7 protein-coding genes and 1 riboswitch are annotated in these 14102 nt (G+C 50.9%); of the genes, 4 read left to right on the top strand and 3 right to left on the bottom strand.

Annotation, left to right across the window (positions count from 1 at the left end):
- Window positions 1–76: 76 nt before the first annotated feature.
- From RSC70_RS13855 to ynfE, 3 genes are all read left to right on the top strand, one after another.
- Window positions 77–823, top strand: a complete 747-nt coding sequence (locus RSC70_RS13855; protein ID WP_332542782.1) for a 1-acylglycerol-3-phosphate O-acyltransferase — start codon at window positions 77–79, stop codon at window positions 821–823.
- Window positions 824–951: 128 nt separating this feature from the next.
- Entirely contained in the window at window positions 952–2370 is a 1419-nt protein-coding gene (ftsP, locus tag RSC70_RS13860) for a cell division protein FtsP (RefSeq protein WP_282807366.1), read from the top strand.
- A 174-nt stretch (window positions 2371–2544) separates the two neighbouring features.
- A complete protein-coding gene (gene ynfE, locus RSC70_RS13865; protein WP_130997724.1) occupies window positions 2545–4986 on the top strand; it encodes a selenate/tellurate reductase subunit YnfE in 2442 nt (813 codons plus the stop codon).
- Window positions 4987–5023: 37 nt separating this feature from the next.
- Here ynfE and iclR read toward each other — a convergent pair whose 3' ends face one another.
- Window positions 5024–5863, bottom strand: coding sequence for a glyoxylate bypass operon transcriptional repressor IclR (iclR, locus tag RSC70_RS13870; protein WP_040044749.1), 840 nt, complete (start codon window positions 5861–5863; stop codon window positions 5024–5026).
- A 303-nt stretch (window positions 5864–6166) separates the two neighbouring features.
- Here iclR and metH point away from each other — a divergent pair, with 303 nt between their 5' ends.
- A complete protein-coding gene (metH, locus tag RSC70_RS13875) occupies window positions 6167–9850 on the top strand; it encodes a methionine synthase (RefSeq protein WP_332542785.1) in 3684 nt (1227 codons plus the stop codon).
- A gap of 514 nt (window positions 9851–10364) precedes the next feature.
- Here metH and lysC read toward each other — a convergent pair.
- The gene (gene lysC, locus RSC70_RS13880; protein ID WP_040044752.1) at window positions 10365–11714 is read right to left on the bottom strand and encodes a lysine-sensitive aspartokinase 3; all 1350 of its coding nucleotides are present in this window, start codon (window positions 11712–11714) and stop codon (window positions 10365–10367) included.
- A 117-nt stretch (window positions 11715–11831) separates the two neighbouring features.
- A riboswitch (Lysine riboswitch) is annotated at window positions 11832–12030 on the bottom strand.
- 215 nt (window positions 12031–12245) lie between these two features.
- The gene (locus tag RSC70_RS13885) at window positions 12246–14048 is read right to left on the bottom strand and encodes a cation:proton antiporter (RefSeq protein ID WP_282814353.1); all 1803 of its coding nucleotides are present in this window, start codon (window positions 14046–14048) and stop codon (window positions 12246–12248) included.
- Window positions 14049–14102 lie beyond the last annotated feature (54 nt).

The following is a 14102-nucleotide window of genomic DNA, read 5'->3' on the forward strand; positions in this document are numbered from 1 at the left end:
TGCCGCCTTGGAATCTCCGGTGTGTTTTGCAGCTAAGTCGGTATACTAACTCCGGCTAAATGTTTACGAGGTTGTTATGTTATCCATCATTCGCATTGTGCTGGTCACGCTGTACTGTATTTTGGCCTGCATCTTTGGTTGTATTTATTGCTTATTTAGCCCACGCAATCCACGCCACGTGGCGACGTTTGGCCACATGTTTGGCCGTTTGTCACCGTTGTTTGGTTTGAAAGTGGAAACGCGTATTCCTGCAGAAGCAAAGAACTACGGCAACTCCATTTATATTGCTAACCATCAAAACAACTACGATATGGTCACCATATCGAATGCCGTGCAGACCAATACGGTTACCGTTGGCAAGAAAAGCCTGATTTGGGTTCCGTTCTTTGGACTACTCTATTGGTTGACGGGCAACCTGCTGATTGACCGTGCGAACCGCACCAAAGCACATAATACGATTGCACAGGTGGTGAATCAGTTCCGTACTAAAACCATCTCTTTCTGGATGTTCCCAGAAGGTACTCGTAGCCGTGGTCGTGGTTTGATGCCGTTCAAAACCGGTGCTTTCCATGCCGCTATTGCTGCTGGAGTGCCTATTATTCCGGTCTGCGCGTCGAATACTCACGATAAAGTAAAACTAAACCGTTGGAATAACGGTTTGGTGGTTGTTGAAATGCTGCCGCCAATTGATGTGACTCAGTACGGCAAAGATCAGGTGCGTGAACTTTCGGCTCACTGCCATGCATTGATGGAAGCTAAAATCAATGAGCTAAACGCAGAAGTGGCTGCGCGTGAAGCTCAAATGCGTGAAGCGAAGTCCTGATCCTAAAATACGATAAATTAGGCCTGCCAGCGTTTGGCAGGTTTCTTATTTGAACGGTTGAATTCAATCGTTGATGCTGAATTCCCCCTTTGGAATTTCAGTTTGCATAGCAAATTCATGGAGAAGTTATGTCACTCAGTCGACGTCGGTTTATTCAGACTTCGGGTCTGGCACTGTGTGCAGGTGCATTGCCTCTGAGGGCGCATGCGAGTGGATCGCAAGTTTCGCTGCCCATTCCTCCTCTACTGGAATCCAAACGCGGTCAGCCGCTCTTCCTGACGCTACAGCGCTCACATTGGGCTTTTATGAGCGGTCGTAAGGCTAGCGCATGGGGTATTAATGGACTCTATCTTGGTCCAACGGTGCGTGTTTATAGCGGTGATGACGTTAAGCTGATCTACAGCAACCGCCTACCCGACCCTGTTTCGATGGAAATCAGCGGATTACAGGTTCCTGGTGCGTTAAGCGGTGGTGCGGCGCGTTTAATGTCGTCTAATGTCGATTGGTCGCCGGTGCTGCCTATTCGCCAGTCTGCCGCCACGCTGTGGTATCACGCCAATACACCAGAGCACATGGCTGAGCATGTTTATAACGGCTTAGCTGGGATGTGGCTGGTTGAAGATGAAAACAGTAAAAATCTTCCGTTGCCGAATCATTATGGCGTCGATGATTTCCCCGTCATTATCCAAGACAAACGCTTAGATAATTTTGGCACGCCAGAGTATGAAGCGCCTTCATCGGGTGGTTTCTATGGCGACACGCTGCTAGTTAACGGTGTGCAAGAGCCGTTTGTTGAAGTTTCTCGTGGTTGGGTACGTTTGCGCTTGTTGAACGCGTCTAATGCTCGTCGTTATACGTTAACGATGAGTGATAACCGTCCGTTCAGCGTGATTGCCAGCGATCAGGGCTATATGCCTGCTCCGGTTGTTGCCAGCAGCCTAACTCTTGCTCCGGGTGAACGCCGAGAAGTGCTGGTGGACATGTCGAAAGGCGAGGAAGTTTCCATCACCGCAGGCGTTGCCGCAGGGATTATGGATCGTCTGCGCGGCCTGTTCGAACCTTCGTCTATCTTAGTGTCGACGACGGTACTGACGCTGCGCCCTACAGGGCTGTTGCCGTTGGTTACTGACAATTTACCAACGCGCTTGTTGGCTGATGACATGATGGAAGGCAGCGTCGTTAATACACGCAGCATTAGCTTAGGCAGCGCCTCGCAGCCTGGCATCAACGGTGCAACGTGGGATCTGCATCGCACTGATATTCAGGCGCAGCAGGGAACGTGGGAACGCTGGACGGTTCGCGCCGATACGCCACAGGCCTTCTATATCCAAGGTGCCAAATTCTTGGTGAAAAGCGTCAATAATGCACCGCCGATGGTAGAAGATCGCGGCTGGAAAGACACCGTATGGGTTGATGGTGAAGTCTCTCTGATGGTCTATTTCCCTCAGGCTTCATCGGAGCATTTCCCGTTCATCTACTACAGCCAAACGCTAGAGCTTGCGACCCGCGGCAGCGTTGGGCAATTGGTGGTTAACGCCGCTCAGTAATGCAATGCCTCTCTCTTGCGAGGGAGGGGCAAATTTCTGCAAATCAATCTCGCCTCACACTTCTGCTTTTCTCGCTGCAAAAAACATCCACTCTTTGATAAATCCCAAGCTGCCCGTGCATTTTATTTGATAGCTATAACCGGTTGAGCAATCGAACGGACAAGGATTATCAAAATGAATAATAAAGAAAAAACGTATCACGAAGGGATATCAATTACGCGCCGAGCCTTGGTTAAAGGGAGTGCCTTGGGCGGGTTTGCACTGGCAACGGGGGCATTAAACCTTCCCTTTAGCCGAACGGTTTATGCCGAAGAAATGCAGAACACTGCCGCTGATAAAGTGACGTGGGGAATGTGCTCGGTAAACTGTGGTAGCCGCTGCGCGCTTCGCTTACATACGCGTGACGATGAAGTCTATTGGGTTGAAACAGATAATACCGGCTTAGATAAATATGGCGATCATCAGGTTCGTGCCTGTCTGCGCGGGCGTTCTATCCGCCGCCGTATGAACCATCCTGAGCGTTTGAAATACCCGATGAAACGCGTTGGTAAACGTGGGGAAGGGAAATTCAAGCGTATCACTTGGGATGAGGCCTATGATGAAATCGCTCAAAGCTTGAAATACACCGTTGAAAAATATGGTAATGAAGCGGTTTATCAGAACTATGCCACCGGCGTAATCGGCGGTAACGTGACGCGTTCGTCGCCCTATGCCTCGATTATCGGGCGTTTGATGAACTGTTATGGCGGGTATCTCAGCCACTATGGCAGCTACAGCACCGCGCAAATTTCAGCCGCAATGCCATACACCTACGGCAGCAACGACGGCAACAGCACCTCGGATATCGTTAATTCCAAGCTGGTGGTGATGTTTGGCAATAATCCGGCAGAGACGCGAATGAGCGGAGGTGGGATCACCTATCATCTCGAACAGGCGCGAGAAATATCCAATGCCAAAATGATCGTCATCGATCCGCGCTATACCGATACTGCCGCGGGTCGTGAAGATCAGTGGGTTCCGATCCGTCCGGGCACTGACGCCGCATTGGTGGGTGGCATTGCGCATGTCTTGATCAACGAAAACTTGGTCGATCAGCCCTTTTTAGATCGCTACTGCGTCGGCTATGACGAGAATACTTTGCCTGCGAGCGCTCCGAGAAACGGACACTACAAAGCCTATATTCTTGGCCAAGGGCCTGATGGTGTAGAGAAAACGCCTGAATGGGCATCACGCATTACCGGAATTCCAGCCGAGCGCATCATCAAGCTGGCGCGGGAGATTGGTACTGCTAAGCCTGCTTATATCTGTCAGGGGTGGGGACCTCAGCGTCAGGCCAACGGAGAAGAAACCGCGCGTGCCATTGCGATGCTGCCGATCTTAACCGGTAACGTGGGAATTAACGGCGGTAACAGCGGAGCGCGTGAATCGACCTATCTCATCACTATTGAGCTGATGCCGGTGCTAACAAATCCGGTAAAAACCTCGATTTCTGTATTTACGTGGACTGATGCTATTCGCCGTGGGCCTGAGATGACGGCGCTGCGTGACGGCGTGCGGGGCAAAGATAAGCTGGATGTTCCGATCAAGTTCATCTGGAACTATGCCGGTAATACGCTAGTTAATCAGCATTCTGACATCAACCAAACCCATGAGATTTTGCAGGATGATTCGCTGTGCGAAAAGATTGTGGTGATTGAAAACTTCATGACCTCGTCGGCTAAGTATGCCGATATTTTATTGCCTGATCTTATGACCACCGAGCAAGAAGATATTGTGCCAAACGATTATGCGGGGAACATGGGCTATCTGATTTTCAGCCAGCCAGCAACCCGCGCTAAATTCGAGCGCAGAGGCATTTATGAAATGATGTCTGAGATTGCCAAACGGCTTGGGCCAGACGTTGAGCAGGCGTTTACCGAAGGGCGCACGCAGTCTGATTGGTTGCACTATCTGTATGCCAAAATGCAGGCACGAGATCCGCTATTACCTGATTATGAAACGCTGCGCCAGCAGGGGATCTATAAACGAAAAGATCCAAATGGCCACTTCGTGGCGTATAAAAAATTCCGTGAAGATCCCGATGCCAACCCGCTAAAAACGCCGTCGGGAAAAATTGAAATCTATTCTGAACGACTGGCTGAGATTGCCGCCACGTGGCATTTGGATAAAGACGAAACCATCAGCGCCTTACCCGTTTATGCCTCAACCTTTGAAGGCTGGGACGATGCTTTGCGGCAAACCTATCCACTGCAAATGTTTGGTTTCCATTACAAGGCACGTACTCACTCAACGTATGGCAACATTGATGTGCTGCAGGCTGCATGTAGACAAGAAGTGTGGATTAACCCGATTGATGCCCAGAAACGAGGTATTCAAAATGGCGATAAGGTTCGTGTGTTCAACAAGCGTGGCACGGTGGTGATTAACGCGAAAGTGACGCCGCGAATTATGCCAGGCGTTAGCGCCATGGGGCAGGGGGCTTGGCATCAGGCGGATATGGTGGGGGATAAAGTCGATCACGGTGGCTGTATCAACACCCTCACCACAATGCGCCCTTCGCCGTTGGCGAAAGGCAATCCTCAGCACACCAATTTAGTGGAAATTGAAAAGATATAATCTGTTAATTGGGCTCCCAAAAGGGAGCCCACGGACATTACGAATGTCTGCCGCCATAAGCCAGCGTGACTTCTTTTGCTGCTTTAATCACTAAGGCACCAATTTCGATCACGCGATCGTCGGTGATACGAGAAACGGGGCCGGAAATAGAAATAGCGGCAAAGGCTTCCTGATGTTCATCATAGATGCAGGCAGCAATACAGCGCAGGCCAAGAGCATGTTCTTCATCGTCAAAAGAAAATCCCTGCTTACGAATATGCGCCAGCTCTTCTTTCAAACTATTGGGGTTACTGCGGGTGTGCGGCGTGTAGCTGTGCAAACCCTTTTTATGTAGCAACTCAACCAGATGGGCATCACTGACCGTCGATAAAAACGCTTTCCCTGCGCCAGAAGCATGCATCGGCAATTTGCCGCCAATCGGCGCAGACATGCGCATCAGCTGCGTACACTGTACCTGATCGATAATCACCGCCTGAAAATCGCTCACGTCGAGCACGGCCAGATTCACGGTTTCACCAGAGTCTTCCATCAAGCGGCGCAGAATCGGATGGACAATGGCCAGCAGATTGCGGCTCTGCAAAAAACTACTTCCCACGAAGAAAGCGTGTGAGGCAATGGTCCACAGGCCAAGATCGCCGACTTGCTGGACGAATCCTTGTTGCTGCATGGTGCTCAAAAGGCGGTGAGTCGTTGAGTTGGGCAAACCCGCCTGTTGGGCTAAATCGGTGAGCGCCACGCTGCCGTGTGCTTCGGCAATTAATTCCAACAATCTCAATCCTCGCTGTAAGGATTGAACCTGTCCGGTGGCTGCGGGAGTGGTGGCTGGCGTTGCGGTACGTGGTTTCTTACCACGTTTTACGGGCACGGTAGTCGCCATTTTAGTGCTCTCCTGAGACAGTCATAAATAATTATTTTTATTGAACAAATTCGTATTAAAAAAATGTTATAAAAATGGAATCTATTTTCGTTTTCGACATTATGGATGCGATCGTGGTTTTTAACTGCTCCGACGTGTTCAAAGTCAGAGGCCGCACGCAAAAGTCACCTGAAAAAGTCTCAAGATCGCCTCCGCCAACAGAACTGAAACCTATGTTAGGATGAGGAAACGTCACTTTTTTGAATAAAAAACCTGCACGAAAAGACGGGTGATATCAGGGTAAATGAAAGACTAGGAGCAACAGTGAGCACAATCGTTGAAAGATTACGCCATCAGCTTTCCCAAAGGATTTTGGTGCTGGATGGCGGTATGGGAACCATGATTCAGGGCTATCGGTTAACCGAAGAGGATTTCCGAGGCGAACGCTTTGCCGATTGGCAAAGTGACCTAAAAGGCAATAACGACCTATTGGTTCTTACCCAGCCGGACATTATCAGCGCGATACACTATGAGTATCTCGAAGCTGGCGCTGATATTTTGGAAACCAACACTTTCAACTCCACGCGCATTGCGATGGCGGATTACCACATGGAATCCCTGTCGGCTGAAATAAACTATGAAGCTGCGCGTCTGGCACGGGCATGTGCCGATGAATGGACCGCGCGCACGCCAGACAAGCCGCGCTATGTTGCTGGGGTGCTTGGCCCGACCAACCGCACCGCCTCCATTTCTCCTGATGTTAACGATCCCGCATTCCGTAATATTTCGTTTGATCAGTTAGTTGAAGCCTATCGTGAGTCAACACATGCGTTGGTTGAAGGCGGTGTCGATCTGATTATGATCGAAACCATCTTTGATACGTTGAATGCTAAAGCCGCGATCTATGCGGTGGAAACTGAGTTTGAAGCCATGGGGATCGAGCTGCCGGTGATGATTTCCGGCACTATTACCGATGCTTCAGGACGTACTCTGTCAGGTCAAACCACCGAAGCGTTTTACAACTCGTTGCGTCACGTTAAGCCGCTGACTTTCGGCCTCAACTGCGCCTTGGGTCCAGATGAGCTTCGCCAATATGTGGCCGAGCTTTCGCGTATCGCAGAATGCTATGTCACCGCGCATCCAAATGCGGGTTTGCCTAACGCCTTTGGTGAATACGATCTGGGCCCGCAAGAGATGGCTGAGCACATTTCAGAGTGGGCTCAGGCCGGATTCCTAAATATCGTAGGTGGCTGCTGCGGCACCACACCGGCGCACATTGCGGCGATCAGTCAGGCCGTTGAAGGCGTGAAACCACGCGTGTTGCCCGATATTCCCGTTGCCTGTCGTCTAGCTGGGTTAGAACCGCTGACCATTGATGCCAATACGCTGTTTGTTAACGTGGGTGAGCGTACTAACGTTACGGGATCGGCAAAATTTAAGAGACTGATTAAAGAAGATAAATACGCTGAGGCGCTGGAAGTTGCGCTACAGCAGGTTGAAAGCGGCGCGCAGATCATCGACATCAATATGGATGAAGGGATGCTCGATGCTGAAGCGGCGATGGTGCGTTTCCTTAGCCTGATCGCCGGTGAGCCGGATATTGCTCGTGTGCCGATTATGATCGATTCCTCTAAGTGGGAGGTGATCGAGAAAGGACTTAAATGTATTCAGGGCAAAGGCATTGTTAACTCGATCTCAATGAAAGAGGGCGAGGAAAAATTCATCGAACATGCACGCAAAGTTCGCCGCTACGGTGCGGCGATGGTGGTGATGGCGTTTGATGAAGTTGGGCAGGCGGATACGCGCGAGCGTAAGATCGAAATTTGCCGTCGTGCTTATAAGTTACTGACTGAAACCGTCGGTTTTCCGCCAGAAGATATCATTTTTGACCCTAATATTTTCGCGGTCGCAACGGGGATTGAAGAGCACAACAACTATGCCGTGGACTTTATTGAAGCCTGTGCAGATATCAAAGCTGAGCTACCGCACGCGCTGATTTCTGGCGGTGTCTCTAACGTTTCATTCTCTTTCCGCGGTAACGATCCGGTTCGTGAAGCTATTCACGCCGTGTTCTTGTATTACGCGATCCGCAACGGCATGGACATGGGGATCGTGAATGCTGGGCAGTTGGCGATCTACGACGATCTTCCGGCGGATCTACGCGATGCGGTGGAAGATGTGATCCTGAATCGTCGTGAAGATGGCACCGAGCGTTTGCTGGATCTGGCTGAAAAATATCGGGGTAGTAAAAGCGACGACGATAGCACCAAACCGCAGGCCGAATGGCGTGGTTGGCCGGTGAAAAAACGTTTGGAATATTCGCTGGTTAAAGGCATTACCGAATTTATTGAATCAGATACCGAAGAAGCTCGTCTTGAAGCCGATCGCCCCATTGAGGTGATCGAAGGTCCGTTGATGGACGGGATGAACGTGGTCGGCGATCTGTTTGGTGACGGCAAAATGTTCTTGCCGCAGGTGGTTAAATCCGCTCGCGTCATGAAGCAGGCCGTGGCCTACCTTGAACCGTTCATTGAGGCGAGCAAAGAGAAAGGCACATCGGCCGGAAAAGTGCTGTTGGCGACCGTCAAAGGCGACGTGCATGATATTGGTAAGAATATCGTTGGCGTCGTTTTGCAGTGTAACAACTACGAGATCATCGATCTTGGCGTGATGGTGCCTTGCGATAAAATTCTAAAAACGGCCCGTGAGCAAAACGTTGATATTATCGGACTGTCGGGCCTTATCACCCCTTCACTGGATGAAATGGTGTACGTGGCCAAAGAGATGGAGCGCCAAGGTTTCGATCTGCCGCTGCTGATTGGCGGTGCAACCACATCGAAGGCGCATACGGCGGTCAAAATAGAGCAGAACTATAGCGGTCCAACGACCTATGTTTCGAACGCGTCACGGACTGTTGGCGTGGTTGCGGCGCTGCTGTCGCCAACGCAAAAGTCTGATTTTATTGCTCGTACCCGTAAAGAGTATGAAACCGTGCGTATTCAGCATGCACGCAAGAAACCACGTACGCCTCCGGTGACGCTGGAAGCCGCGCGCGAGAACGCGATGTCACTGGACTGGACGGATTATACGCCGCCTGTTCCGCATCGCTTGGGTGTACATCAGGTAACGGCCAGCATTGATGTGCTGCGCAATTATATTGATTGGACGCCGTTCTTTATGACGTGGTCGCTGGCAGGAAAATACCCGCGCATCTTGGTAGATGAGGTGGTGGGTGAAGAAGCCAAGCGTGTATTTGCCGATGCTAATGCCATGCTGGATGATTTGGCTCGCGGCGGTAAGCTGAATCCGCGTGGGGTTTATGGCCTATTCCCGGCTAATCGCGTGGGTGATGACGTTGAAATTTATAGCAATGAGTTCCGCGACGAGCTGTTGGTTACGGGACACCATCTGCGTCAGCAAACGGAAAAAACGGATTTTGCCAACTACTGTTTGGCTGATTTCGTGGCGCCTAAATCCAGCGGAAAAGCGGATTACATCGGCGCTTTCGCGGTAACCGGTGGGCTCGAAGAAGATACGCTAGCCGATATGTATGAAGCGCAGCACGATGATTACAACAAAATCATGGTAAAAGCGCTTTCGGATCGTTTGGCTGAGGCCTTTGCCGAATATCTGCATGAAAAAGTGCGTAAGGTGCATTGGGGCTATGCGGCCAATGAAAATCTTAGTAACGAAGAGCTGATCCGTGAAAATTACCAAGGTATCCGCCCTGCGCCGGGCTATCCTGCCTGCCCTGAACATACTGAAAAAGCAGCAATTTGGACGCTACTCGACGCAGAAAATAGCGTTGGTATGAAGCTCACGGAATCCTATGCGATGTGGCCGGGCGCGTCGGTATCAGGCTGGTATTTCAGCCATCCTGAGAGCAAATATTTTGCTGTTGCGCAGATCCAACGCGATCAGGTTGAAGACTATGCTCAGCGTAAGGGAATGCCGGTTAGCGAGGTTGAGCGCTGGTTGGCGCCTAATCTTGGGTATGATGCGGATTAATGGCGGAGTGTCTTCGCTTATGTAGGGTAGGGAGTGTGGTTTCGGGAGCCGATATACCCCGAGTTTGCATGTGACTTTTGCCTAAGGCTCCCGACGAAAGGTTGCTAGCGTGCAACCTCTCGACTCTCGCGCTTTTGTCCAAGATGCCATCTCCGCTCCGGTTTGGTATCGGCCATCCATGGCCGCCCCAAACTCCACGCCAACATCGTGTTGGCGTGGCTCTTCCTGCCAAAACTTGACCTCAAAAAAATAGCTAAGGCTCTGGCCTTAGATTTTGTGTGAATGAAATTCATTATAGAACCGCCATCAGGGATGATGGCGGTAGGTTGAGGGCACACAGGGATGTGTGCTCCGAGACCGGTCGGCCAAGCGACTCAGTAAAAAGAGCGCGGGTTAAGGGTATGCGCTCAGGCATACCCTTATCGGACGCCTACGCGATCAGTTTCATGTGAAACCGTTACTGACAGGCGGTCGAAACCTTACACCGTTTCCACATAAACACAGCTTTCAGCCTCTACTCGAAGAGATTGCTATGGAGTGCGCGCACGACATTCTCGGCATTTTCACCGGGAACGAGGAAGCAAAGGTTATGGCTGCTGGCACCGTAGCAAATCATGCGAATATTGAACGGTTCCATGACGCCAAACACCTCTTTACCAACCCCACAGGCTGAGGAGAGTTTGTTACCAATCAATGCTACCAGCGCCAGATTCTCTTCCACTTCTACGCGGCATAGAGAAGACAGTTCGGTTAATAGCGATGTGGTTAATAAGCTTGCTCCGCTGGTGCAAGAACCGGTGGTATCCAGTGTTAGCGCAATGCTGACTTCAGATGTAGTGATTAAATCCACGGAAATATTGTGGCGCGCCAGAATGCCGAATACTTCAGCCAAGAAACCTCGGGCGTGAAGCATGTTCAGGCTGTGCAGCGTCATCAAGGTTTGCTTGCGGCGCAGTGCAAGAGCGCGAAACAGCGGCGGTTGTTCTGTTTTGTTGCACACTAAAGTTCCGCCAGCAGATGGATCTTTGCTGGAGCCGACAAATACTGGGATATCGCTACGCACCGCGGGCAATAAGGTTGCCGGATGTAAAACTTTAGCGCCGAAAGTCGCCATCTCCGCAGCTTCAGAAAAACCGATTTCACTGATGCGGCGAGCGGCGGGCACGATGCGTGGGTCGGTGGTGTAGATGCCAGGAACATCCGTCCAGATATCCACGCGTGCGGCATTCAGCGCTTCACCAAGCAGTGCTGCGGTATAGTCACTGCCACCGCGGCCAAGGGTGGTTGTACGGCCTTTGGCTTCACTACCGATGAAACCTTGGGTAATGACGATGGCTTCCCGTGTCCGTGGCACCAACTGCTGTTGTGCTAATTCGTACAGTGCGTGGGTGTCTGGTTCTGCGCGGCCAAAGCGATCGTTAGTACGCATGATTTTACGCACGTCGAACCATTCGGCGTTCACATCACGCTGGCGAAGCAGCTCGACGAACAACAGGGTAGACATGAGTTCACCATGGCTAACTAATTCGTCGGTCAAGGCTGGCGAGGTAGCCAGCGCAGCGGCTTCTGACAGCATGGTGATATTCTCTAGCATGCGGTCAATCTCATCGCGCAGCACGTTTGGCTGATGCAACGTATCGAGTATGTTGTACTGAATGCGGCGAATTTCGTCGATGACGTAATGACGCTTCTCCTGATCGCAGCCGTCAGCCAGTTCTACCAGTAAATTGGTGACGCCCGCAGAGGCAGACAACACCACCACGCGCACGTTCGGATTGGAAAGAACAATATTGGCACTGTTTTGCATCGCGTCAGCGTTAGCCACGCTGGTGCCGCCAAATTTTGCGACGATGGTATTTTTCATGTAAGCCTCGTGTCAGGGAAGCCCGCGTTAATTCACTTAATCGGGCTAGAAATTCCATTACCTTGGCACAAGGAGAGAGCGGTATACGGGAGCAGACGTAGGGATTAAAGCTACGATACACCCAGAAGCGCCCCACCTTGCCGATCCCCCGGAATACAGAGAATCGAGGTGACAGCCCAAGGGATTCAGCCCTTGTAGCCGACGTAGCAGTTTCTCCGGTGGGCTGCTGCGCCTCGGCGTCACACCCCCTCGCGTATCGTCAATGGAAACCGGCTCCTCTGATACGCTACCTGAGCAACGCGCCTCTTCTGGCTTGTACACGTGATGTACAAGTAGGTTTTTAGAAATAGCGACTTATTGAAGTTATGTCAATGTCATTAACATGAGCGATTTTCAATTTGAACGGGAATAAGTTACAACGGCGAAAGTTAAGTTATATCTTCTTGAATAATATAATTTAATAGCGAATGACTCTGTTATTAGCCGTGCGCATGGCCTACCGGTAAGCTGATAAGCCATGCTAATAAAATGTTAGTTTAGCGTGGTGACCGAATCGCCCTGAACCAAGGCAACCAGCGTACATGGCATCGCTGGAACGCTATTTTCATTCACCGGTTGTAAAGAGCCATCTTCTTTTTGAGCGAACAGAGGGATCACTCCCTGATGTTTTTCCAAATATTCGACCCAGCCAAAGTTTTCATTAAGTTTGGTCGCCTTAATCACGGCACCTTTGCCTAGTAGCGTGCTTAGGCGTGAATAGGTCGCTTCACGATTAAACAAAATCTCATGACGACGAAAACGGCTGCTTTCGCCGTTGCTGCGACCTTTGAGTTGTGCGCTGGAACGAATGGAGAACACTTTGCGTTCGCCAAAAATATGCCCGAAGTGATAAACCGCAAGCGCGTTTTGATGCCGGTTTGGCGATAGGGCAAGCACCTGAGCCGTATCGCTGAGATCGAGGTAGTTTTCTGCGTGTTCAGAGTAAGCGTGACCGTAATAGGCGGGAATGCCGTCCATACGTGCCTGACGATAGTACTCCCAGCTGCTGTCTGTCACCATCACCGGAATTTTCAGCTTAATCAGCGCCTGTGCGACCGCACGCGCAACGCTGTTGGCTCCGATAATCAGTACGCCTCGCGGTTTTTGTTGTTGAACACCTAACCAACGCGCCAGACGTGAGCTGGTGAGACTTTGCAGCACCACGGTGCCAATAATGACCGCAAAAACAACCGTGACGAGTTTATCTGCTTCAGGGTAATTCATTCGTTGTAGCGTAAGCGCGAATAAAGAGCTCACGGCGGCGGCGACAATTCCGCGCGGGGCAATCCAAGACAACAGCGCTTTTTCCCGCCACTTCAACGATGAACCTACGGTTGAAACGGCGATACACAGCGGGCGGGCAATAAACTGCACAATCAGCAACACGATGATCAGCGGCCATCCCATATTCCAAAGCGCATCGACATCAAGACGCGCCGCCAAAATGATAAACAGCGCTGAAATTAAAATGGCCGAAAGCTCTTCTTTAAACGCCAGAATATCGCTGATATCGACGTCACGCATATTGGCCAGCCAAATCCCCATGACGGTAACGGCCAATAAGCCGGATTCTTCTGCGACTGCGTTTGAAAAACCAAAAGCACTGAGCATAACCGCTAATACGGCCAGATTTTGCAGGTAGCGAGGGATCCATACCTTGCGTAGTGCCACGCCGAGCATGTAACCAAATAGGGCACCAATCAGTAGGCCGAGAACCACGGTTTTACCAAAGGTGACAAATAGGTGAGTCCATGCCTCGGAGTTCTGACGCAGAACGATAAACTCAAATACCAGTACGGTGAAAATAGCGCCGACAGGATCAATGACAATCCCTTCCCACCTCAATACGCGGTTTATACTTGCCTTAGGGCGAACCACGCGCATTAGCGGTGCAATGACAGTTGGCCCCGTCACAACCGTCACCGCGCCCACTAGTGCAGAGAGCTCGGCGGAAAAGCCAAGCAGCCACCAGCATGAAACGGAAATGATGGCGAAGGTCACGAGCATTCCTACGCTGACCAAATTGCGAACAACGCCGCCAAGCCCGCGAATTTCCTCAAAGCGTAACGTTAGCGAACCTTCAAATAAGATGATGGCGACTGAAAGAGAGACGAGTGGAAAAAGCAGTTCGCCAAAGAGAGCATCTGGGTTAACCACGTGGGTGAGCGGGCCAAGTGCAATGCCCATAATAAGCAACGGTAAAATTGCAGGAATTCGTAGCCGCCAAGCTAGCCACTGAGCCGCGAGTGAGCTGATGCCGATAATCACCAGCATTAAGGGGGTTGATAGCTCCATAATATAAACCTTAGAAACGATTAACAAAAACAGTTGGTTATCATGACAGTTTAG

Source organism: Hafnia sp. (assembly GCF_036648275.1).
Classification (GTDB): domain Bacteria; phylum Pseudomonadota; class Gammaproteobacteria; order Enterobacterales; family Enterobacteriaceae; genus Hafnia; species Hafnia alvei.

Excerpts from the sequence above, each read along its gene's own strand:
- ynfE (WP_130997724.1), top strand. The coding sequence starts at position 2,545 with ATGAATAATAAAGAAAAAACGTATCACGAAGGGATATCAATTACGCGC.
- ftsP (WP_282807366.1), top strand. The coding sequence starts at position 952 with ATGTCACTCAGTCGACGTCGGTTTATTCAGACTTCGGGTCTGGCACTG.
- lysC (WP_040044752.1), bottom strand. The coding sequence starts at position 11,714 with ATGAAAAATACCATCGTCGCAAAATTTGGCGGCACCAGCGTGGCTAAC.
- iclR (WP_040044749.1), bottom strand. The coding sequence starts at position 5,863 with ATGGCGACTACCGTGCCCGTAAAACGTGGTAAGAAACCACGTACCGCA.
- RSC70_RS13855 (WP_332542782.1), top strand. The coding sequence starts at position 77 with ATGTTATCCATCATTCGCATTGTGCTGGTCACGCTGTACTGTATTTTG.
- RSC70_RS13885 (WP_282814353.1), bottom strand. The coding sequence starts at position 14,048 with ATGGAGCTATCAACCCCCTTAATGCTGGTGATTATCGGCATCAGCTCA.